Here is a 21,088-nt window from a genome sequence, read left to right as displayed (position 1 = left end):
CAGAGAACCCGTCGCACCACCTGAGAGAAGAGCACTGAGATGACCGTCCAGCAGATCCGCCACGCCACCGTCGAGATCCAGGGACTGCCCGTCTTCTACCGAGAGGCCGGCGACCCCGCCAACCCCACACTGCTCCTGCTGCATGGCTTCCCGAGCAGCTCGGCCATGTACCGCGACCTGATCGCCGACCTGGCCGACGCGTATCACCTGATCGCACCCGACCACATCGGCTTCGGACAGTCGGCGATGCCTCCGGTGGAGGAGTTCGACTACAGCTTCGACAAGCTCACCGAGATCACCCTGGAACTGCTCGACACGCTCGGGCTCGACCGGTTCGCCCTCTACATCCAGGACTACGGTGCCCCCATCGGACTGCGCATCGCCTCCCGCCACCCCGAACGGGTCACCGCCATCATCAGCCAGAGCGGCAACGCCTACATCGAGGGCTTCACCCCGTTCTGGGACGTGCTGTTCGCCCACGCCAAGGATCGGGCCGCCAACGAGCCCGCCGTCCGCCGGCTGCTGACCGCCGAGGCGACCCGCTGGCAGCACACCCACGGTGTACCCGCCGACCTGCTGGAGCACGTCAACCCGGACGCCTGGGTGCTGGACCAGGCGTACCTGGACCGTCCGGGCAACAAGGAGATCCAGCTCCAGCTGTTCTGGGACTACCAGTTCAACCTCGACGGCTACCCCGCCTTCCAGGAGTACTTCCGCACCCACCGGCCGCCCGTCCTGGTCGCCTGGGGCCAGAACGACGAGATCTTCGGCCCCGAAGGCGCCAAAGCCTTCGCCCGCGACCTGCCCGACGCCGAGATCCACCTCCTGGACGCGGGCCACTTCGCCCTCGCCACCCACGGAACCGAAATCGCCGCCCTCGTCCGCGACTTCCTCGACCGCAAGGTCGCCACGGCCTGATCAGCGTCTCCGTCCCCGCCGGAGCCACGCCTACCCCGCAGGTCCGACGATCTGCCGGGGAGGCGGTGGTCGTTCGTCAGGTGGTGGGCGGGGGTGGTGAAAGCGGCGGCCTGCGCTCCAACCGCTGAATGGCCTCGGTGATGTCGATGAAGGCGGACCGGGGCGGCCGGAAGGGCGCCGGGCCGTGCGGCGGCACGGTAGGCGGAGCGGCGGCGGAAGCCGTGGCCGGCGACGCGCGCAGAGCAGGAAGACGGCCTCCCGGGGATGTCGGGACCACCTGATTTTCCCCGCCGGCCCCGTGCCCGGCAACGGATCTCGGGTGGTGGAGCGGGGAACGGGTGGCCCGGCGGGGGGAGTAGGGGGATCCGCCGCGGGGAATCCCCTTTTCAGAAGGTCCGCGTGCACGGCCTTTCGGCAGGTCCGCGCTCGTGGCCCTGCGGGAGGTCCGCATGCATGACGAGATCGACGTGGACGTCTGTCCCGGCTATCCGGTGAGCTGGCAGGCCGCGGCTCTCAACGCGATGATGCGCGGGACCTTCAAACCGCTCGCCGGCCTGCTGCTCCGCTCCGAGGCCGGGGTGACCGCCGGTTCCCAGATCGCCGCCCTCGCCGCGCGGGTGCCGGTGCGCCTGCCCTCCCACGTACGGGTGACCCGGGACGACACCGGGGTCTGCCGGGGGGAATGGGTCCGCGCGGGGGAGGACCTCGACGAGAGCGGGGTGCTGCTCTACTTCCACGGCGGCGGTTACTTCGCCTGCTCCCCGGCGACCCACCGGGCGATCACCTGGCGTCTGTCGGCGGTCGCCCGGCGTCCGGTGCTGGCCGTGGACTACCGGCAGGGTCCGGTCCACCGGCCCACCGAGTCCCTCCAGGACGCGGTCACCGCGTACGGATGCCTGCTGGAGCGCGGCTACGATCCGGCGAGGATCCTGTTCGCCGGGGACTCGGCGGGAGGTCACCTGACCCTCACCGCGCTGCTGGCGCTGCGCGACCGGGGGTCGCCGCTGCCGTCGGCGGCGGTGTGCCTGTCGCCGTGGGCGGACCTGACGGACGTGCCGCGGCGGGTCAACCGGCTGGTGGATCCGCTGATCCCGGCCGGCCGGGTGGACTGGCTGGCCCGCCGCTGGACGGCGGGCCTGGACGTGCGCGACCCCCTGGTGTCCCCGGTCTTCGGCGACTACCGGGGGCTGCCGCCGTTGATGGTCGTGACCGGTTCCACCGAGGTCCTCCGGGACGACGGGCGCCGCGTGGCCGAGCGGGCGAGGGCCGGGGGAGTGCCGGTGACCTACGAGGAGTGGCGGCGGATGCCGCACGTCTTCGCCATCCTGGCCGACGTCCTGCCGGAGGCGCGTCAGGTCTTCCGGCACATCGACCGGTTCCTCGCGGCGGCCCGGGGCCTGTCGGCCGGATCCGGTCCCGCGGAGGCCCCCGGCCTTCCGGCGCCGGACCTCTCCGGCGATTCCGGCCTGGTGGCGGCCGGGGAAGCCGTACGGCCGGGCACCGCGGCGGCGGAGGACCTGGCGCGGCCGGGCGCCGTGACGGCCGAGGATCTCGCGCGGCCCGGCGCCGTGACGGCCCGGGACCTGCCGGCGCCGTCCGGCTCGGCCGCCGCCTGACCTCCGGGCGCCACGTCCTCGGGCGTCCCGGTGCCCGGCCGTGCCGATCTCCGGGTGGCCCGGTGTCCGGTCGTGCCGATCTCCGGTCGTCCCGGTGCCGGGCCGCGTCCGCTCTCCGGGCGTCCCGGCCCCGGGGCCCGCCGCGGGCCGTACCGGCCGGTCACGGTGTCACGCCGGGCACCATCCGTGTCCCGCGTACCAGGGGTTACTTACCTTGAGGGATCAGTCGCCTTACCTGTCATATCGCTTGTGTCCGGTCGGGCGCGAAGCGCCGCGGGTTACGGCCACAGTGTGTTCTGCCGTATCGCGGACACGGGAGGCTCGACCAGGATGGTGCGTGGCGGAACCGGACCCATCGACGGCCTGCCGCCCGGTGTGCGGCCGCTGACCGTGGGAGACCCGGTCATCATCGGCCGTTACCTGCTGCTCGGCCGTCTCGGCGTGGGCGGGATGGGCGTCGTCTATCTCGCCGAGCATCCCCAGGGCGGAGTGGTGGCGCTCAAGACGCCGCATCCGCTGCACCTGCACGATCCCACGCTCCGGGCCCGGTTCGCCGAGGAGGTGGCGTTCTCCCGGCGCGTGGTGCCCTTCTGCACCGCGGCCGTGGTCGAGGACGGCACCGACCGCGACCGGCCCTTCCTGGTCTGCGAGTACATCCCCGGGCCCGCGCTGTCCCAGGTGGTGCCCGCCGGCGGCCCGCTCACGCCCGACCTGGCCTACGGCGTCGCCCTGGGGGTGGCCGCGGCGCTGGTCGCGGTGCACGAGGCGGGGCTGGTGCACCGCGACCTCAAGCCCGGCAACGTGCTGCTGTCGCCCTCCGGGCCCCGGGTGATCGACTTCGGTATCGCCACGGACGTGGACGCCCCCGGCGCGCACACCCAGGCCGGGCAGGTCATGGGCAGCCCCGGCTGGGTCGCCCCGGAGCGGCTCACCGGGGGGCCCGCGCGGCCCGCCTCCGACGTCTTCGCCTGGGGCTGCGTGATCGCCTACGCGGCCACCGGACACCACCCCTTCGGCACGGGCGAACTCGACGTGCTGACCCGGCGCATCATGGTCGAGCCGCCGCGTCTCTCCTCGGTGCCCATGCTGCTGCGCCCGGCGGTCGAGGCGTGCCTGGCCAAGGACCCGGCGCACCGTCCCCGCGCCGCCGACCTGCTCGTGGCGTTGCTGGCGGCGGGCGGTGTGGCCGCGCCGGCTGATCCGCGTGAGGCGGTCGCCGGGGTGCTGGGGGATATCTGGACGGCGGTGCCGTATCCCCCCGCCGCGCCGCGGGTCCCGGACCCGGGGCGCGGCGGGGCGTCGCGGGCCGCGTCCCCCTGGGCGGGGGCGGGGGCCGCGTCCGGTGCCGTGCCGTACCCGTACGCGGCGGCGCCGTATCCGTCGGCGGGTGCGCCGTACCGGCCGGGGGAGGAGGGGCGGTCCGCGCCCGCCGGCCCCTCGCGGGAACGTTCCCGGGCGCGGGGTTCCAGGCGGGCGGCGCCGGGACGCGGCGGGAGCTTCTCGCAGGCGGGGTTCGCCGCGCTGGCCACGGTGTCCATGGCGGCGCTGACCGTGGTGGCCGCGGCGAGGGCCGGTGACGGCGGGGTGGACGGGTCCGGCGGGGCCGGCGTCCCCGAGCGCGTCCCGGTGGTGGTGCCGGCCGAGGGCGCGACGGCGACGTCCGCGTTCCGCCCGTCCCGCCCGCCGGAGGGCGGGACGCGGTCGGCGCCCCCGGTCGAGCCGACCACGGTCACGGTCACCGCCACCCGCACGGTGCCGGTTCCCACCGCCCACATCCCTCCGGACATCTCGGCCGAGCCGTCCCCGAGCCGTCCCCGCGACACCGCCGGCCCGCCCGGCGGCGGTGACGGGCCGCAGACCTGCGCGGACCTCCCGGGCAAAGGCAACGGCCGGGGCAACGGCAACGGGCGGGGCAACGGCCGGGGCCGGGGTGCGAACCGCGGCTGCCCGGAGGCGACGGGCGCGCCCACTCCCGGTACGAGGCCCTCCTTCACCCAGATCCCGCAGACCGGTGACGGCGAGAGCCCGGCGCCGTCGCAGGCGCCGTCGGCCACGGAGAGCACGTCCTCGCCCCCGCCGGGCGCGACCCCGTCGGTCCAGATCGGCGACTGAGAGGCGGTGATCCGGCGGCTTCCGCCCGGCCGGAGGCGAGGACCGCCGGGTCGGCTAGGGTGATCATCGTCGTACGTGCGGAGCCGGACGGAGGACGATGAGCGGGTTCGGACCCGGGGCGGTGGAGCTGAACGGCGTCGAGGTACGGGTGGTGGGGCGGACCCTCCTGTCCGGCGTCGACTGGCGGGTGGAGTACGGCCAGCACTGGGTGGTGCTGGGACCCAACGGGGCGGGCAAGACCACGCTGCTGTCCCTGGCGGCCGCCGTGCGGCACCCCAGCAGCGGCTCGGTCACCGTGCTCGGCCAGCGCCTGGGCCGGGTCGACCTGCGGGAGCTGCGCCGCCGGATCGGGCTGGTGGCGGCGAGTCAGCGGCTCGTCGACGAGGACCTGCTGGAGAACGAGGGCGCGACCGCGCACACCGTCGTCCTGACCGGTCACACTGGCACCAGCGCCCCGCTGTGGGACCGCTACGGCCCGGCCGAGCACGAGCGGGCCCACCGGCTGCTGGCGGACATGGGGTGCAAGGACCTCGCCGAGCGACCGTTCGGCGTCTGTTCCCAGGGGGAGCGGGCCAGGGTCAGGGTCGCCAGGGCGCTGATGGCCGAGCCGGTGATACTGCTGCTGGACGAGCCGTTCGCCGGGCTCGACCTGCCCGCGCGCGAGGACCTGATCGCCTCCGTGGAGGGCCTGGCCGCGTCCCGGCCCGCACTGACCACGGTCACGGTGACCCACCACCTGGAGGAGGTCCCGGCCACCACCACCCACGCCCTGCTGATGCGCGACACCCGTGTCCAGGCGGCCGGTCCGGCGGGGGAGGTGCTGACCGGGGAGAACCTGTCGGAGTGCTTCGGCAGGCCGCTGCGGATCGACGCCCTGGACGGGCGCTGGTACGCCCGCGCCGTTCGGGGCTGACCGCGGCGTCAGTCCTTCTTGCGCTGGCGGATGAGGCCCATGAAGCCCGGGCTGGGCTTGAACTTGGCGGTCCAGGTCTCCGCGATCTCCAGGGGCTCGCCGGTCTGCGGGTTGCGCCCGGTGCGTGCGGGCTTGTGGACGATCTCGAAGGATCCGAAGCCGGGGATGGCCACCTTCTCCTCGGCCGCCACGGTCGTCTGGATGACGCCGAGGATGGCGTCCAGGGCTGCGGCGGTCTGTCGCCTGCTGAGCCCCGCCTCGGCCGCGGCCTTGTCGATCAGCTCGCGCTTGTTCATAGGGAATAGCTAACGCCATCATCGGCCGCGGCGTCGAGCCGGGTTCCCCGTACGGCCGCGGCGTACCGGGACACCACGGCCGTACGGGGAGCCCTGCCGTGTGTTCCGGGCAGGGGCGTGCCGGTCAGGTGAGGCCGGCCTGCGCGGCCAGCCGTTCCGCTTCGCGGTGCAGGGCTTCGATGAGGAGGAGCTCCAGGCGGAGCCTCTCGTCAGCGAGGCCGTCGAGTACTTCCATCAGATCTAGCGAAGGGACTGCCGGGTTCACCCGGTGGGGGAATCGCTTCATTGATATGGTTCCTGTGTTCAGAACGGGCAGGGCTTGTCCGTCGCCCACCTCAGCCGAGGAAAGCGAGAAGCCGCTCTCTTCAGGGAGCGGAGGAGTCACGCGGGCCTCCCTGTGCACAGGGACGCCTCGGTGATCGGGGAAGTTCACCCCGATGCCGAACCGGCCTCGCCCCCGGGGCGGCCGGTCGTTCCGCCCGCGGTTCCTCCCGGCGGTGCGGAACCACCTTCGCCGTACCGGTCCCGCACGGGGAACGGCCGGTCAACCTTCCGCCGTTCCCCGTGGTCGTCCTCCCGCCGTCCCCCGCACACCCGGCCGTCTCCTCGGGACCCGCCGTCCCCCGCACACCCGGCCGTCTCCTCAGGAGGCGACCAGTTCGGCCAGGTCGACGTGTTCGCCGACCTCCCGCACGTCGGTGCAGTACGCCAGGAGCACCTGACGGTCACCGACACGCCGGGTAACCCGCAGGCAGGGGAGGTCGTGAAGCACGACCGCCTCCACCTCGATGCCGTCCGGTCCTTGCCAGATACCCATGAGGTCGAGGCTACGAAGAGTCAGGTAAGTCTGGGGTAACCATTCGGGCATATCGTGGTGGTCAGTGACAGATGCCCTGTTTTTCCCTGGTTCCAGGATGATTAGCCGCGTCGCTGTGGGTAACAGGACGGCAGAACCCAAGCAACCAGGGAGAAACCAACATGGCCTTGCCCAAGCTAACCCCCGAACAGCGTCAAGCGGCACTTGCCAAGGCCGCCGAGACGCGTGCGGCCCGGGCCAAGCTCCTGGCCGACGTCAAGGCCGGGTCCGTGAGCCTTGAGCAGCTGCTCGGCCGCGACGACGAGGTCGCCAAGCGCATCAAGGTCTCGCAGGCGCTGCGGGCACTGCCGGGCATCGGCAACGTCAAGGCGGCCCAGCTCATGAAGACGGCCGACGTGGACGAGACCCGCCGGCTCGGCGGTCTCGGCGCCCAGCAGCGCCGCAAGCTGCTGCAGGCCGTCGAGCGCTGAGCACCCCGGGCGCGCCGATCCCCCGGCGCGCCCAGGCGGGAGGGCGGCGGGAAAGTGAGGCCCCGCCGTACGGATGTCCAATCGTCCGTACGGCGGGGCCTCACCACGACGCGCAGCGTCGCAATGAGCCCGCGAGGGGGCGCCGGTGTCTGGACTGAGGAGCGCAGGAGCGCAGCGACGGAGTGACGAGGGAAGGCGCCGGACTCCAGCCCCCGAGCCGCGTCGCGCAGCGTCGCCATGAGCACAACGAGACGGGGAAGAAGTAGAGGAGGAGGCATCGGCCGGGCCGGGAGGTTCCCTGGATGGTTACTCGTCCACGGTGGAAATCCCGCGTTCGCGTATCGGATACTGGATGCCAAAGGGGGGCATCATGAAGCGGATCATCGCAGTGGCGGCGCTGTTGGCGGGCACCGCGGCGACGCTTTCCGGCGCGGGTGCCGCGGCCGAGGCGAAGCCCAGGACGCCGGTGAGCGAATCGCAGTACCGGATTCTCCTCAACCAGTGCGACTACGCGGGCAGCGCGTCGCTCCGGGCCGACTGCCGGGCCCGGGTCAAGAGCACCTACCGGATCGGCGCGGCGAACCCGAACCTCGACTGCCGCACCTACTCCGGCGTCACCGTCTGCGGCGATCTCACACTCACCGGGAAACAGTGCGAGTGCATCGCGAATCTGGTGAAGGCCGGGCTGACCTATCGGCGGGCCGAAGTGGAGTGCTACACCGCCGTCTCCTAGCCCCCGTGATCGTGGCCGCGCGTCGGACGTCGCCGGGCCCGGAAAGCGCCCTGCCCGTGTCACCCGCTCCGGCCCGGCAGCGGAACGCCCAGCCTCCCGGGGGATGACGCTTTCCAGCGGTCGTCGTAACACATTGATCTGCCGGTGGCGGCCGGCCTGGCGAAGGCGTGGTTTCCGTATCACCTCATGGTGGGGAACGCGGAAACGCGCGGCCCCGAACCAGGGAGATCGGCCGGCGTGGGCGCGTTCAGCCGATAGAGATCACCACCCCCGCCTGGAAACGGTCCGCGTGCCCGTCCGCCCACTGTGCGAACGTACATGCCGGACGGCCGGTCACCCGTGCGGCCGCGTCGTCCACGGTCGTGGAGGAGTCACCGGGCGCGGCGTACCAGCCGATGACATACCCGGCGTCCGCCCGGGACACTCCGATGGCCATCGGCCATCGGCCTGTTGATCGCCTGTTCGTGCGTCCTCGGCTCGAAGGCGATGTCGCGGAGCGCCCGGACGGGGTCGCGATCCGTTCACCCGGCCGGACGGGATCGCGATCCGCTCACCCGGGGACAGCGTTCGAGCCCGGTGAGGTTGCAGGACTGCCGATGGTTCTGGGCTCGAACAGGACCGGATGGGTCCGGCGCGATGAACGGCCTCGTGTGTCAACGGAGCCGATCTCGCCGCGAAGACCTCCGGTGGTCCTAAGTCCAAGGTCCCGGGGGCATGTCGACCGGGAGTCCGATCCCGTGGACCGCTGCGAGCGGCATAGTCGTCCCGAAAACGGCGCGGAACACGCAGGGAGGGGAGGGGCGATGACCGGACCGGACGAATCGAGCCCGGGCGCCGCCCATCCCAGTGCCCTCAAGGGGTGTGCCAACAAATGTCCGCCGGTCCCGGTGCAGCCATGACAGGCCACCGGACCACACACGGACGAAAGGCACACCCATGTCCACAACTCAGTCCCCGGCCCGCGGTCGACGGCCGGGATGGAGCCTCGCGCTGCTCGCGCTCGGGCACTTGATCATCAGTCTCGACTTCACCATCATCTATGTGGCCCTGCCCGACATCGCCGCCGAGGTCGGCTTCACCCCGCACACCCTGCAGTGGGTGGTCACCGCGTACGCCGTCCTCTACGGAGGCTTCCTGCTGGTCGGCGGCAGGCTGTCTGACCTGATGGGACGCCGGCGGATGTTCGTGCTCGGCATGGCGCTGTACGGCGTGGCCTCCGTGCTGGGCGGCCTGGCCACGGCGCCGGCGGTGCTGCTCGCCGCGCGCGCCTTGCAGGGCCTCGCCGGCGCGGTGCTGTTCCCCGCCGTGCTGGCCCTGGTCAACACGGCCTTCGCCGAAGGCAGGGAGCGCAACCGTGCGCTGACGGTCTGGGCCATGGCGGGCGCCGGCGGGCTCACGGTGGGCGCGCTGGCCGGCGGGGTGCTCACCCAGACGCTGGGCTGGCAGGCCGTGTTCTACGTCAACGTCCCGCTGGCCGCCGCGGGTGCCGTCGCCGCCTTCGCCCTGCTGCCCCCGGACGGCCGCGTCACCAGAGGAAGCATCGACGTCCCCGGAACCCTGACCGGCACCGCAGGCGTCACACTGTTGATCTTTACGATCGCGCACGGCTCCGAGGTCGGCTGGGCACGGGCCGAGGTGATCACCGCGGCCGTTCTCGCGGCGGTCCTGCTGGCCGCGTTCCCGCGTGTCCAGGCCCGCAGCCGGACGCCGTTGATGCCGCTGCGGCTGTTCCGCAACCGTGCGTTCAGCGGAGCGGTCGTGGTCATCCTCGTCTTCGGGCTGACGATGCAGGCCGTGCCGTACTTCCTGACCCTGTACTTCCAGAACGTCCTTGACTTCAGCGCCCTGGAGACCGGGCTGGCATTCCTCGGCCCGACCCTGTCGATCACGGTCGGCAACTTCCTCAGCGAGCGGCTGATCCACCGCTTCGGCACCCGGAGCACGCTGATCACCGGCATCGTCGCCAACGCCGTGGGCGCTGCGCTCCTGGCCCCCGGCATGCACGCGGACGGATCCGTCCTCACCGTCCTGGCCGGGGTCGTCGTCATCGGTCTGGGCATGGGCATCACCTACGAGGCCATGTGGATCGCCGCCGGCGCCGGCGTCTCGGCGGACGAACAGGGCCTGACCTCCGGGGTGGCCTCCACCGCGCTGCAAGTGGGAACCGCAGCGGGTCTGGCGATCCTCGTGGCCGTCGCCAACCACGGCATCGAGAGGCTGTCCGGGCAGGCCCTGCGCACCGCCTCCACCGGGGGGATGCGCACCGCCGTCTACGTTCTGGGCGCCGTCATGCTGACGGCCGTCCTGGCCGCCCTCAGGCTCCCCGGTCCGCGTGCCCGGGGCGCCGAGGTCGCGTCCCGGGCCGTCCCCGACCCGGACGCCGACCTGCGCCTCACCGGCTGACAGCGTCAGAGAAGGGGCCCGCCGGTCGTCTGACCGGCGGGCCCCTCCTCGCCCTGTCCGGCGCCGAGCCGTTCCGTCACCGCTTCCCGGCCCGGGACCGCGCCGGCGCCCGCGGTCACCGCCGCCGGCGCGTGTCCTCGCGGGTCAGTGAGCCTCGAACTGCTCCTCCTCGGTGGAGCCCCGCAGGGCCGTGGTCGAGGAGTCCGGCGCGATGGCCGTGCTGACCAGGTCGAAGTATCCGGTGCCGACCTCCCGCTGGTGGCGGGTGGCGGTGTAGCCACGCGCCTCGGAGGCGAACTCGGCCTCCTGCAGCCGGACGTAGGCGCTCATGCCCTCCTCGGCGTAGCCGTGGGCCAGGTCGAACATCGAGTGGTTGAGCGAGTGGAATCCCGCCAGCGTGATGAACTGGAACTTGTACCCCATGTGGCCCAGCTCCCGCTGGAACTTGGCGATCGTGGAGTCGTCCAGGTGCTTCTTCCAGTTGAAGGACGGCGAGCAGTTGTAGGCCAGCATCTGGTCCGGGTAGCGCGCCCTGATCGCCTCGGCGAACTCGCGGGCCACGTCCAGGTCCGGCGTGGAGGTCTCCATCCACAGCAGGTCGGCGTAGGGGGCGTAGGCCAGGCCGCGGGCGACGCAGGCGTCCACGCCGTTGCGGACCCGGTAGAAGCCCTCGGCGGTGCGCTCGCCGGTGGTGAAGACCTGGTCGCGGGGGTCGACGTCCGTGGTCAGCAGCGTCGCGGCCTGGGCGTCGGTCCGCGCGATGATCAGGGACGGGACCCCGCAGACGTCGGCCGCCAGACGGGCCGCGTTGAGGGTCTTGATGTGCTGGCTCGTCGGGATGAGCACCTTGCCGCCGAGGTGGCCGCACTTCTTCTCGGAGGCGAGCTGGTCCTCCCAGTGCACGCCCGCCGCGCCGGCGGCGATCATGCCCTTCATCAGCTCGAAGGCGTTGAGCACGCCGCCGAAGCCGGCCTCGGCGTCGGCCACGATCGGGGCCAGCCAGTGCGGCGCGTTCCCGTCGCCCTCCGACCAGGTGATCTGGTCGGCGCGCAGCAGCGCGTTGTTGATGCGCCGCACCACCGCCGGGACCGAGTTCGCCGGGTAGAGGCTCTGGTCGGGGTAGGTCTGCCCGCCCAGGTTGGCGTCGGCGGCGACCTGCCAGCCGGACAGGTAGATCGCCTTCAGACCGGCCTTGACCTGCTGCACCGCCTGGTTGCCGGTGAGCGCGCCCAGGGCGTGCACGTAGTCCTCGGAGTGGAGCAGGCTCCACAGCCGTTCGGCGCCGAGCCGGGCCAGGGTGTGCTCCTCCTGGACCGACCCCCGTAGCCGGATCACATCCTCGGCGGTGTAGGCCCGCTCGGTGCCCTTCCAGCGGGGGTCGTTCTCCCACTCGCGCCGCAGTTCCTCTGCGGCTCCCTTGAGGCGATCGATCATTTTTCACTCCTTGTCGTCCCCTGGGTGCCTTGGTCTGAGTGTGAGTCGGGGCGAAACGGGCGAACAAGGCCGAAGTTGGCGAAAGAACGTCATTTTTTCCCACAGAGCGAATACCAGCCGGTATTCAGAGCAGAAGAACCGTACAGTTTGCGCTATGGACTAGACCAATCGCGCAACGAGGGTCACAGCTGTCCTCGCTGTACGGAAATATCCGTTGAAATTTCGTCTAGCATCGGAGCATGGGATCACTGGTGGGTGAAGAACCGCTGACCTTGACGCAGGAGCTGGACCTCATCGCGTTCGGCCAGCGTCTCCGCCACCTGCGCAAGCAGCGGGGCCTGACCCTCGCCGACCTCGGCGAGCGCGTCGGCCGCGCCCCCAGCCAGCTGTCCCTGCTGGAGAACGGCAAGCGCGAGCCGAAGCTGTCGCTGCTGAAGTCGCTGGCCGCCGCGTTGAACGTGCCGGTGGAGGAGCTGCTGCGCCGTCAGGCGCCCAGCAGGCGGGCGCAGCTGGAGATGGCGCTGGAGGAGGCGCAGCGCGACCCGGTCTACGCCGGGCTCGGCCTGGCCAGGCTCAAGGTCTCCGCCCGCGTCCCCAACGACGTGCTGGAGCACATCCTCGGCCTGTACGGCGAGCTGCGCTCACGCCAGGCCAAGGGCACCGCCACCCCCGAGGAGGCGCGCGCCGCCAACGCCGAGCTGCGCCGTACGCAGCGCGAGCTGGGCAACTACTTCGAGGAGATCGAGAAGGCCGCGGCCGAGGCGCTGTCGGCCGTCGGCTACCGCGCCGGCGCGCTGTCGCAGAGCACCGTCCAGGCCCTGGTCACGCACTTCGGCTACACCGTGCAGACCGTCCAGGACCTGCCGCGCTCGGTGCGCTCCATCACCGACCTGCGCAACCGGCGCATCTACGTCAAGCACGAGCAGCTCGGCATGCACACGCCGCGCACCATCCTGCTGCAGACCCTCGGCCACCTCGCCCTCGGCCACCACAAGCCGCGCGACTTCGCCGACTTCCTGCGCCAGCGCACCGAGGCCAACTACTTCGCCGCGGCCGTGCTGGTGCCCGAGGCCACGGCCGTGCCGTACCTGCGGGAGGCCAAGCAGGACCGGGCGCTGAGCGTGGAGGACCTGCGCGACGTCTACGCCGTCTCCTACGAGATGGCCGCGCACCGCTTCACCAACCTCGCCACCCACCACCTGGACCTGGTCTGCCACTTCGTCCGCAACGACGCCGGCGGCATCATCTACAAGGCCTACGAGAACGACGGCATCGTCTTCCCCGCCGACGAGCAGGGCGCGATCGAGGGCCAGCGGATGTGCCAGCAGTGGTCGGGCCGGCAGGTCTTCCTCTCACCGGACCGGTTCTCGGTCTTCTACCAGTACTCCGACTCGCCCACCGGCACCTACTTCTGCGTCGCGCACGTCGATCCGAGCCGCGAGCGGAACTTCGCGATCACCCTCGGCGTGCCGTACCGGGAGTCGCGCTGGTTCCGCGGGCGGGAGACCACCAACCGGACCCGCTCCGGCTGCCCCACCGGCGACTGCTGCCGCCGTCCGCCGGTCGAGCTGGCCCGCCGCTGGGAGGGCTACGCCTGGCCCTCCGCCCGGGGCAACTCCCACGTCCTGGCGGCGCTGCCCCCGGGCTCCTTCCCCGGGGTGGACGAGGCCGACGTCTACACCTTCCTGGAGCGCCACGCCCTCGACTGACCCGCGCCGCCCCGTCCTCCGGCCGGCGCGAGGCCACCCGGCCGGGCGGGGCCGCGGCGTCCCGGCGGGCACGGCGTGTCACGCGGTCCGCCGGGGCGGCCCGTCACGCGGGCGGCCCGCCGGGCGACAGCGTCAGCGACGGGTGGCCGAAGAACCGGTAGGCCGTCGCGGTGGCCGGGGCCTGGCAGCGCAGGGAGCGCAACACCTCCGCCGGGGGCTCCCCGGCCAGGCAGCGCCGGTAGAACTCCTGCGGCAGGCCGTCGTCGCCGACCGGCCAGAGCGGGGCGACCACCGCGCTCGCGCCCGCCAGCAGGAACGCCTGGCAGTCGTCCGGCTCCTCCAGGAAGACGAACGGCGCGCCGCCCATGCCCCGGCCCAGCGCCTCGGCCGCCGAACCTCCGGCGGTGAAGTGCACCATGTCCGTGGGCTGGGACAGCAGGGCCAGCACCTCGCTCAGCACGGGGTTGATCCGGGCGGCGCCGTACGCGCCGGTCAGCGGGTGGGGCTCGGCGCCGCCGTAGACCACCGCCATGCTCCGCCCGGCCGCCCGCGCCGGCGGCGGCAGCTCCGGGCGCCGCCCGCCCAGCGGCCAGCGGCCGGCCACCGCCTGGCAGTTCAGGAACGGCGGCACCGACGGGTCGAACGGGTGCTCCAGCGCGGCCAGCTCCCAGGGGACGTGCGTCTCCTGGGAGACGATCAGCACGTTCGGGCGGCGCGGGGCCACCCGGGCCGCCACCGCGTGCAGCAGTTCCCAGAAGCCCCGCGGGATCCGCGCGGTGATCCGGCGTCCCATGTCGTCGAGGCTGCCGGCCTGCTCCGCCAGGTGCCGCCCGAACTCCGAGATCCGCGTGCCCAGCTCGCAGACCTCCGCCCGGTCGGGGGTGAGGAAGTGCGGCGAGTGGTAGGTCCACCACAGCCGTCCCGGCTGGTCGCCGTGCACGACGACCGCCGTGACGTCCGGCGGGTCGGCGTCGCTCCCCGTCCGGACCCGGGTGCCGGCGACCGGCTGCGCGTCACCCTCCTGGGGGAGCGTGCCGGGGGCGCCGACAACGGCGAGCGCGCGCACCCCGAACCCGGTCACCTGTCCGCGCACCGAGTGGACCACCTGGATCTGCCGCGCGGTGACCGGCTGCTCCTGCGGGAGCGCCACCAGGCGCACCGCCGTCCTCGGGTACGGCGTCGCCGGATCGACGCGCAGCCGCACCCGCCAGCCGCCGGGCGCCTCGAACCCCTCGGCGACGAGCTGGACGTCCAGGTCGAACGGCTCACCGCTGTACGGCGCCGCCGGGGCGGCGCCCGGACCCGCGGCCGGGTTCCCGGGCGGGGCTCCGGTGGCCACGCCGGGTTCGCCGGGCACCACGCCGACCTCCACCCGTGTCTCCGTCCCGGCGACCACCTCGCCGGTCACCTGGATCAGCGGGAACCCGGCCCACGCCGGGCCGGAGGGGGCGGACTCGGGGCGCCGCCTGCGGAAGGCGCCGGTCAGCCGGCCGAGCACCGAGGGACCCTTGCCTCCCTGCGCGGGACGGGCGGGCTGCGGCTCCTCCGTACCGTCCCGCCGTACGGACGTGGTGGCCTGGTCCTCCTCGGTCCGCGTGGAGCCCAGCAGTCCGGGCGGCGGCCACTCGGGCCCGGTCCGCGCCGGGGGCGAGCCGGCCGGGCCCGTCTGCGGGGGCAGCGCGCCGGCCGGCCCGTCGGGTGCGGACGGCCCGGTCTGCCCGGACGGCGGCCACACGGGCACGGGCGGCGGGGGCGGCGGTGCGGCCTGACCCGGCGACGTCCACCCGGACACGGGCGGCGGTGCGGCCTGACCGGGCATCGGCCACTCGGATCCGGGCGGCGGGGGCGGCGGTGCGGCCTGACCGGCCGGCGGCCACTCGGGCCCGGCCGGACCGGATGGCACATCCATCGGCCCGCCCCACGCGGGCGGCGCGCCGATCGGTCCGGCCTGCTCGGGCGGCGTGCCGATCGGCCCGTCCTGGCCGGGGAACCCCCACTCCGGGGAGCCCGGCTCAGCGGAGGGCCCGGCCGGCGGCTCCGGCTCCACCTGGCCGATGACCGGCGGGTTCACGTCCACCGGATCCGCGATCAGCGGCGGGCCGACGGGCGCGGGGAGCGGCGGGTTCGGCCCGGTCTGGCCGGGCGGCGGCGCGTCGGGGCCCGCCGCGCCGGGAGGCATCGGCGGGTTCGGAGAACCGGGAATCGGAGAACCGGGAAACGGCGTCGGCGGGTTCGGGGGGCCGGGAAACGGCGTCCCGGGGCCGGCGGAACCGGGGGGCATCGGCGGGTTCGGGGATCCGGGGAACGGCGCGCCGGGAGCGGCCGGAAGCGCGGGGGCGGCACTGTGCGGTGCGCCGGGGGCGGCCGGGAGGGCGGGGGCGGCCCCGTGCGGCGCGCCGGGACCGGCGGGTCCGCCGCCCTCCACGCTGTTCACGCCGTCCACGTCGCCCGCGGCCATCAGCTCGCTGAACCGTTCCCAGACGGGACCGTACTGGACGATCAGCATCACGATGGCGTCGGCCAGCGGCCCGGGGGCCTGCCGGCCCTCCTCGGCCAGCAGCGGATCGAGTCGCCCGCGCAGTTCCCCGGAAGACCCGCCCAGCAGCCGGTCAAGCTCGTCACGGACGATGCGTGCCGCCTTCATCACGGCCACCGGGTCCATGGTGCCCCTTTCCCTCCGGTCAGTGCAGATCCTCCCACCTGCGGGGAGCACAGAAGACAGGAGGTGTTCCCCGATACTCGTCCATGATTATCGACGCATATGGTGATAGCCGTAGGTCGCCGATGATGAGAAGGGTGGGCTGTGCTGCCTGAAGTGGAGGCATGGCTGCGGAGACGCACCTCATCGTCGGAGGACTGGCCGCTGTCGTGGCTGCTGGAGGCCAAGGGCGACGCGACCGTCAGCGTCGTGCTGCCCGCGCGCGACGAGGCCGAGACGGTCGGGGACATCGTCGCCGTGATCCGGCGCGACCTGATGGAGGCGGCCCCCCTCGTGGACGAGCTCGTGGTCGTCGACTCCCGCTCGGTGGACGACACCGCCGCGCGCGCCGCCCGGGCCGGCGCCAGGGTGGTGGCGCAGGACGAGGTCCTCCCCGACCTCAAGCCGCTGGACGGCAAGGGGGAGGCGTTGTGGAAGTCGCTCGCCGCGACCTCCGGCGACCTGCTGGTCTTCGTCGACGCCGACCTGCGCGAGTTCCGGACCTCGTTCGTGACCGGGCTGCTCGGCCCGCTGCTCGCCGACCCGGGCGTGGTCTACGTCAAGGGCTGCTACGACCGGCCGCTGCGGGACGTCCAGGGCGGCGGCGGGCGCGTCACCGAGCTCGTCGCCCGCCCGCTGCTCAACCTGCACTGGCCGATGCTCGCCGGGTTCGTCCAGCCCCTGGCGGGGGAGTACGCCGGGCGGCGTTCCGCGCTGGAGCGCGTCCCGTTCGTCACCGGCTACGGCGTGGAGCTGGCCCTGCTGGTCGACCTGCTGGAGCTCGCCGGGCTCGACGCCCTGGCCCAGGTGGACCTGGGCCGCCGGGTCCACTCCCACCAGTCCACCGAGGCGCTCGGCGGCATGGCCGCCCAGATCCTGCAAACCTGCTGGTCCCGGCTGGAGCGCCAGAACAAGATGATCCCCCTGCACGAGCCGTCCCCCCGGCTGGTGCAGTTCCGCCGCGGGGCCGGGGGAGCCGGAGGAGCCGGGGGACACCGGGCGACCGTCCGCGACACGGCCGTGGCCGAGCGTCCCCCGATGGTCACCGTCCCCGGCCGGCGTTCCCACGCCACCGGCTGACCCTCCCTCGAACGCCTGCGGCCACGGCTCCAGCCAGGCCCAGACCAACTCCCGCCAGAACCCCTCGTCGGCGAGGATCCCACCCGCTGCCGGCGCCCTCTTCGATCTCATCGGAGGCGGATTCCAGCCGGTGCCTTCCACGCCCACAGCAGTCCCACCACGATCGGCGCCGTCAGCGGGCCGAACCGGCGGCGCAGCAGCGGCTGCAGCAGGCGGCGCCAGCCGATCTCCTCGGCGCACGCGCCGATCAGCTGCGCGGCCACGATCAGCTGCGCGGCCACGATCAGCGCGAACGGACTGCTCAGCGTCTCCGGGCCGGTGAACCGGGCATCGCCGGTGAGCAGGCCGTAGCAGCCGGCGCAGAGCGCGACGATCAGCGGAGCCGTGGCGAGCAGCAGCAACCCGTGACCGTCCGGCGTCCCGGCCCGGCCCCCGGCACCTCGGACCCCGGGCCTACCGGCGGTGCGGGATCGTCCGCGGTCCGGTACGGCCGTGCCCGCGGCGGGACCGGCTCCGGGCCGCCATATGCTTTTCTGAGGGGAAGGCCCGTGCGACGGGCGGAGCGCGAACGTGGGGGAGGGGAGATGGACGGCCCGACCCGCCGACCGGCCCTTCCGGCGTACCGCTGGCTGCTCCTCGTCGCCCTGGTCCTCGGCATCGCCGGGATGCACACGCTCGGGCACCTCGACCACGGCGGGCGGCACGACGGCATGCCCGGCACGGACGAAGCCGCCGTCGCCGTACACGACCGCGGTATGCCCGGAACAGGCGAAGCCGCCGTCGCCGTACACGGCCGCGGTCACGGTGCGCCGGAGGCGCTGCCCGGTGATCACGGGCGGTCCGGCGCCGGTGCGGCGTCCCACCTGACGCCGGACCCCCGGGGCTCGCTCTCCGGCCCCGGCGGCACCCTTCCATCCTCCGACCCGTCCTCCGTCTGCCTGGCCGTGCTCACCTCGCTCGTGCTGATCCTCGCCGGAGCGGCGTGGGCGTGGACGCGGCGGAGCCGGGAGGCGCGGCCCGCCGGCGTACGGCCGGCGCCGCTCGTCGCCCGGCCGCCCCCGCCGAGGACGGCCCTGCGTCTCGCACGTCTGTCGGTCCTCCGCATATAGGCCGGCCGTCCACCGCGGGCGGCGGTTGAAGCGCGCCCGCGGACGACCGGTTCGCAGACCCGACGGAACGAAAAGAGAACGCGAAGATGTCCACGCACCACCTCACCCGCCCCGCCCTGCGCAGGCTCGCCCTCGCCGTCACCGCGGGGGCCGGCGCCCTCACACTCCTCACCGCCTGCGGCGGCGGGGGCGACGCGACGAGCGCCCAGCCGGGCAACGCCGGCATGACCGGTATGACCGGCATGACGAGCGGTGCGCCCGCGCCCGCCGCGAGCGCCTCACCCGCCGAGAGCACCTCGCCGGCGACCGGCTCCAACGCCGCCGACGTGATGTTCGCCCAGATGATGATCCCGCACCACCGGCAGGCCGTCGCGATGTCCGAGCTCGCCGAGACCCGGGCCGCCGACCCGGAGGTGAAGGAGCTGGCCGCGAAGATCAAGGGAGCGCAGGACCCGGAGATCGCCACCATGACCGGCTGGCTCAAGGCCTGGGGCGCGCCCGAGATGCCCGACGGCGGCCACATGGGACACGACATGCCCGGCATGATGAGCGACAAGGAGATGGCCGACCTCAAGGCGGCCAAGGGCGCCGAGTTCGACCGGATGTTCGCGAAGATGATGATCGCTCACCACGAGGGCGCGGTCGGCATGGCCGAGACCGAGCAGGCACAGGGCGCCGACCCCGCCGCCAAGAAGCTCGCGGCCGACATCATCGCCGCCCAGCAGGCCGAGATCAAGCAGATGCGGAAGCTCCTCGACCGGCTGTGAGCCGGCCGTCCTAGGCGGGGCCGTCCGGGCGGGGACCGTTCGCGTCCCCCTCCGTGGCCCCGCTCGGCCGCCCGCCCGAGATCGGGCGGGCGCCGTCCGGCTCCCCGCCCAGGGCGGCCCGGGCGAAGGCGACGAGATGCTCGCGCATCTGCAGCCGCCCCTCCTCGGTCGCCGCCTCGTCGCCGAGGATGACCCGGCCGAGCCGTGACATGACCACCGGCCAGCCGGCCAGCCCGATCAGCGTCATCATGGTGCGCGCCGTCTCCTGGGACGGCTCGCGGCCGAGCCCGGCGGCGAGCGACTCGGCCTTCCTGGCGCACCTGGCGACCCGGTGCTCCTGCCCCTCCAGCTCGCCGTCGCGGTAGTGCAGCGACTCCCACATCAGCAGGCGGGTCAGCTCCGGGTGGGTGCGGTAGTAGTCGTAGATCTTGGCGACGTACTCGACCGGGTCGTCGCCCGGCATGGCGACCGCCGCGGTCAGCTCGTCCAGCACGGTGATCATGACCTGGTCGAAGAGCTTCTCCTTGCTGCCGAAGTAGCCGTAGATGCGCTCCTTGTTGACCCCGGCGCGCTCGGCGATGCGGTCGACCCGGGCCCCGGCGATGCCGTGGGCGGCGAACTCGGCGCGGGCGGCGGACAGGAGGGCGCCCCTGGTGGATTCCTTCGACATGCGCCGAAGTGTACGGGACCGTCCGCCGGAGCGCTATCCAACTGGTTGGTTGACTTCCAACCGGTTGGTTGGCTACGGTCTCGCCATGACGATCTCCCCGCCGGCCCCGGCCACCCGGGCCGCGGCCCCCCGCTCCGGCGGATTCGCCCCCCTCGGGCCCACCCTCGCCGTCTTCTCCCTCGCCGCCGTGCTGTCCAGCGGCCAGCTGTACGTGGTGATCCCCCTGCTGCACGGCATGGCCACCGGCTGGGGCGCCGCCCAGGCGAGCCTCACCTGGCTCGTCACCGCGTTCGGCGTGGGCTACGCCGCCGGCTTCCTGCTCTTCGGCCCGCTCTCCGACCGGTACGGCCGCAGGCGGCTGATCCTCGCCGGCCTGCTGGCCGCCGCGGCCACCACCGCCCTCGTCACCGTCGCGCCGGGAGCCGGCGCGGCGATCGGGCTCCGCGTGCTGCAGGGCGTCGCGGTCTCGATCTTCCCCCCGGCGGCCATGGCCTACCTCGGCGAACGCGTCGCCCCGCACCGCCGTACGCTGTCGCTGGCCACCATCACCAGCGCCTTCCTCGCCGCCGCGGTGCTGCTCCAGGTCGCCGCCCAGGCGCTGGCCGGGGCGATCGGCTGGCGCGGGGTGTTCCTGCTGTCGGCCGCGGTGTTCGCGGTCACCGCCGTCGCCGCCCGCGCCGTCATGCTGCCCGACCCGCCGCGTACGGCCACCGGCTCCCTCGCCTCCGCCTACCGCGCGATCCCGTCCCTGCTGGCCACCCCCGCGCTGCTGCTCCGCTACGCCGGCACCGTCACCATCCTGACCACGTTCGTCGCCGTCTACACCGGCCTGCAGCTCGCCGGCCCCGCCGAGATCGCAGGCTCCCCGCAGGCCCTGCTGGCCCTGCGGATCAGCGGACTGCCGTTCATGCTGGCCGTCCCGCTGCTGACCCCCGTGCTGGCCCGCGTCCCCGCCCCCCGGCGCGCGACGGCGCTGCTCGCGGTGGCCGCCCTAGCGCTCGCCACCGCCGGGGCCACCGGACCGGGCGTGACCGGACTCGCCCTGCTGCTCGCCCTCTACGTCTTCGGCATCGCCGCCGGCACCCCCGCGGTCAACGAGAGCATCGGCGCGATCGCCGGCGGCGCCCGCGGCACCGCCCTGTCCCTGTTCACCTTCGCCCTCTTCCTCGGCGGGAGCCTCGGCCCGCAGCTCGCCACCGCCTTCGCCGGCGGCGGGTTCGGCCTCCTGATGTACGGCACGGCAGCCCTGCTCCTCCTCGGCGTCCTCGCCCTGGCCGCCGCCGCCCGCACCGGCCGCGCATGACGCCGCCGCGGCTCCCGCGCCCGCGGGACCGCCGCGCCGA

General features: G+C 73.6%; 19 protein-coding genes. 12 read left to right on the top strand and 7 right to left on the bottom strand.

The window, feature by feature from the left end; translation table 11 throughout:
- Window positions 1-39 precede the first annotated feature (39 nt).
- From HDA43_RS01520 to HDA43_RS01505, 4 genes are all read left to right on the top strand, one after another.
- Complete coding sequence (locus HDA43_RS01520) at window positions 40-918, top strand: alpha/beta fold hydrolase (RefSeq protein ID WP_179817939.1); 879 nt, start codon at window positions 40-42, stop codon at window positions 916-918.
- 449 nt (window positions 919-1,367) lie between these two features.
- Complete coding sequence (locus tag HDA43_RS01515; RefSeq protein ID WP_179817938.1) at window positions 1,368-2,534, top strand: alpha/beta hydrolase; 1,167 nt, start codon at window positions 1,368-1,370, stop codon at window positions 2,532-2,534.
- Window positions 2,535-2,864: 330 nt separating this feature from the next.
- A complete protein-coding gene (locus HDA43_RS01510; protein ID WP_179817937.1) occupies window positions 2,865-4,646 on the top strand; it encodes a protein kinase domain-containing protein in 1,782 nt (593 codons plus the stop codon).
- Window positions 4,647-4,743: 97 nt separating this feature from the next.
- Window positions 4,744-5,559, top strand: coding sequence for an ABC transporter ATP-binding protein (locus HDA43_RS01505; protein WP_179817936.1), 816 nt, complete (start codon window positions 4,744-4,746; stop codon window positions 5,557-5,559).
- Between the two features lie 8 nt (window positions 5,560-5,567).
- Here HDA43_RS01505 and HDA43_RS01500 read toward each other — a convergent pair whose 3' ends face one another.
- Entirely contained in the window at window positions 5,568-5,855 is a 288-nt protein-coding gene (locus tag HDA43_RS01500; protein ID WP_179817935.1) for an HU family DNA-binding protein, read from the bottom strand.
- Between the two features lie 643 nt (window positions 5,856-6,498).
- The gene (locus HDA43_RS01495; protein ID WP_179817934.1) at window positions 6,499-6,672 is read right to left on the bottom strand and encodes a hypothetical protein; all 174 of its coding nucleotides are present in this window, start codon (window positions 6,670-6,672) and stop codon (window positions 6,499-6,501) included.
- A 161-nt stretch (window positions 6,673-6,833) separates the two neighbouring features.
- On the opposite strand from HDA43_RS01495, the gene mihF reads away from it, so the two are divergent.
- Both mihF and HDA43_RS01485 read left to right on the top strand, forming a co-directional pair.
- Window positions 6,834-7,142, top strand: coding sequence for an integration host factor, actinobacterial type (gene mihF, locus HDA43_RS01490; protein WP_179817933.1), 309 nt, complete (start codon window positions 6,834-6,836; stop codon window positions 7,140-7,142).
- 370 nt (window positions 7,143-7,512) lie between these two features.
- A complete protein-coding gene (locus tag HDA43_RS01485) occupies window positions 7,513-7,875 on the top strand; it encodes a hypothetical protein (protein ID WP_218911555.1) in 363 nt (120 codons plus the stop codon).
- Between the two features lie 247 nt (window positions 7,876-8,122).
- Here the strand turns inward: HDA43_RS01485 and HDA43_RS01480 are convergent, their stop codons facing one another.
- Window positions 8,123-8,311, bottom strand: coding sequence for a hypothetical protein (locus tag HDA43_RS01480; protein ID WP_179817932.1), 189 nt, complete (start codon window positions 8,309-8,311; stop codon window positions 8,123-8,125).
- Window positions 8,312-8,811: 500 nt separating this feature from the next.
- Here HDA43_RS01480 and HDA43_RS01475 point away from each other — a divergent pair, with 500 nt between their 5' ends.
- A complete protein-coding gene (locus HDA43_RS01475; protein ID WP_179817931.1) occupies window positions 8,812-10,278 on the top strand; it encodes an MFS transporter in 1,467 nt (488 codons plus the stop codon).
- Between the two features lie 144 nt (window positions 10,279-10,422).
- Here the strand turns inward: HDA43_RS01475 and aceA are convergent, their stop codons facing one another.
- On the bottom strand, window positions 10,423-11,712 hold the full coding sequence (aceA, locus tag HDA43_RS01470; protein WP_179817930.1) for an isocitrate lyase: 1,290 nt from the start codon (window positions 11,710-11,712) through the stop codon (window positions 10,423-10,425).
- 272 nt (window positions 11,713-11,984) lie between these two features.
- Between aceA and HDA43_RS01465 the strand changes: the two genes are divergently transcribed.
- Window positions 11,985-13,421 (top strand): helix-turn-helix domain-containing protein, encoded by a 1,437-nt coding sequence (locus HDA43_RS01465; RefSeq protein WP_179822601.1) that lies wholly within the window; start codon window positions 11,985-11,987, stop codon window positions 13,419-13,421.
- A gap of 103 nt (window positions 13,422-13,524) precedes the next feature.
- Here HDA43_RS01465 and HDA43_RS01460 read toward each other — a convergent pair whose 3' ends face one another.
- On the bottom strand, window positions 13,525-16,074 hold the full coding sequence (locus HDA43_RS01460) for a CHAT domain-containing protein (protein ID WP_179817929.1): 2,550 nt from the start codon (window positions 16,072-16,074) through the stop codon (window positions 13,525-13,527).
- A gap of 150 nt (window positions 16,075-16,224) precedes the next feature.
- Here HDA43_RS01460 and HDA43_RS01455 point away from each other — a divergent pair, with 150 nt between their 5' ends.
- Entirely contained in the window at window positions 16,225-17,199 is a 975-nt protein-coding gene (locus tag HDA43_RS01455; protein ID WP_179817928.1) for a glucosyl-3-phosphoglycerate synthase, read from the top strand.
- Window positions 17,200-17,306: 107 nt separating this feature from the next.
- Here the strand turns inward: HDA43_RS01455 and HDA43_RS01450 are convergent, their stop codons facing one another.
- Complete coding sequence (locus HDA43_RS01450; protein ID WP_218911554.1) at window positions 17,307-17,600, bottom strand: CPBP family glutamic-type intramembrane protease; 294 nt, start codon at window positions 17,598-17,600, stop codon at window positions 17,307-17,309.
- Window positions 17,601-17,783: 183 nt separating this feature from the next.
- Between HDA43_RS01450 and HDA43_RS01445 the strand changes: the two genes are divergently transcribed.
- Window positions 17,784-18,308: a hypothetical protein gene (locus HDA43_RS01445; RefSeq protein ID WP_179817684.1), complete on the top strand. Its 525-nt coding sequence runs from the start codon at window positions 17,784-17,786 to the stop codon at window positions 18,306-18,308.
- 86 nt (window positions 18,309-18,394) lie between these two features.
- Complete coding sequence (locus tag HDA43_RS01440) at window positions 18,395-19,075, top strand: DUF305 domain-containing protein (protein WP_179817927.1); 681 nt, start codon at window positions 18,395-18,397, stop codon at window positions 19,073-19,075.
- 10 nt (window positions 19,076-19,085) lie between these two features.
- Here the strand turns inward: HDA43_RS01440 and HDA43_RS01435 are convergent, their stop codons facing one another.
- Window positions 19,086-19,745 carry a TetR/AcrR family transcriptional regulator gene (locus HDA43_RS01435; RefSeq protein WP_179817926.1) on the bottom strand — a complete coding sequence of 220 codons (660 nt, stop codon included), beginning with the start codon at window positions 19,743-19,745 and terminating at the stop codon, window positions 19,086-19,088.
- Window positions 19,746-19,830: 85 nt separating this feature from the next.
- Here HDA43_RS01435 and HDA43_RS01430 point away from each other — a divergent pair, with 85 nt between their 5' ends.
- Entirely contained in the window at window positions 19,831-21,048 is a 1,218-nt protein-coding gene (locus HDA43_RS01430) for an MFS transporter (protein ID WP_218911553.1), read from the top strand.
- The last annotated feature ends 40 nt before the right edge of the window (window positions 21,049-21,088 follow it).

The organism is Streptosporangium sandarakinum, assembly GCF_013409935.1.
Lineage (GTDB): Bacteria > Actinomycetota > Actinomycetes > Streptosporangiales > Streptosporangiaceae > Streptosporangium > Streptosporangium nondiastaticum.
This window is presented reverse-complemented; position numbering and strand designations above follow the sequence as displayed.

Bases quoted from the DNA above. Each gene is read 5' to 3' on its own strand.
- HDA43_RS01520 (WP_179817939.1), top strand. From the start codon at position 40: ATGACCGTCCAGCAGATCCGCCACGCCACCGTCGAGATCCAGGGACTG.
- HDA43_RS01515 (WP_179817938.1), top strand. From the start codon at position 1,368: ATGCATGACGAGATCGACGTGGACGTCTGTCCCGGCTATCCGGTGAGC.
- HDA43_RS01510 (WP_179817937.1), top strand. From the start codon at position 2,865: ATGGTGCGTGGCGGAACCGGACCCATCGACGGCCTGCCGCCCGGTGTG.
- HDA43_RS01505 (WP_179817936.1), top strand. From the start codon at position 4,744: ATGAGCGGGTTCGGACCCGGGGCGGTGGAGCTGAACGGCGTCGAGGTA.
- HDA43_RS01500 (WP_179817935.1), bottom strand. From the start codon at position 5,855: ATGAACAAGCGCGAGCTGATCGACAAGGCCGCGGCCGAGGCGGGGCTC.
- HDA43_RS01495 (WP_179817934.1), bottom strand. From the start codon at position 6,672: ATGGGTATCTGGCAAGGACCGGACGGCATCGAGGTGGAGGCGGTCGTG.
- mihF (WP_179817933.1), top strand. From the start codon at position 6,834: ATGGCCTTGCCCAAGCTAACCCCCGAACAGCGTCAAGCGGCACTTGCC.
- HDA43_RS01485 (WP_218911555.1), top strand. From the start codon at position 7,513: ATGAAGCGGATCATCGCAGTGGCGGCGCTGTTGGCGGGCACCGCGGCG.
- HDA43_RS01480 (WP_179817932.1), bottom strand. From the start codon at position 8,311: ATGGCCATCGGAGTGTCCCGGGCGGACGCCGGGTATGTCATCGGCTGG.
- HDA43_RS01475 (WP_179817931.1), top strand. From the start codon at position 8,812: ATGTCCACAACTCAGTCCCCGGCCCGCGGTCGACGGCCGGGATGGAGC.
- aceA (WP_179817930.1), bottom strand. From the start codon at position 11,712: ATGATCGATCGCCTCAAGGGAGCCGCAGAGGAACTGCGGCGCGAGTGG.
- HDA43_RS01445 (WP_179817684.1), top strand. From the start codon at position 17,784: ATGGACGGCCCGACCCGCCGACCGGCCCTTCCGGCGTACCGCTGGCTG.
- HDA43_RS01440 (WP_179817927.1), top strand. From the start codon at position 18,395: ATGTCCACGCACCACCTCACCCGCCCCGCCCTGCGCAGGCTCGCCCTC.
- HDA43_RS01435 (WP_179817926.1), bottom strand. From the start codon at position 19,745: ATGTCGAAGGAATCCACCAGGGGCGCCCTCCTGTCCGCCGCCCGCGCC.
- HDA43_RS01430 (WP_218911553.1), top strand. From the start codon at position 19,831: ATGACGATCTCCCCGCCGGCCCCGGCCACCCGGGCCGCGGCCCCCCGC.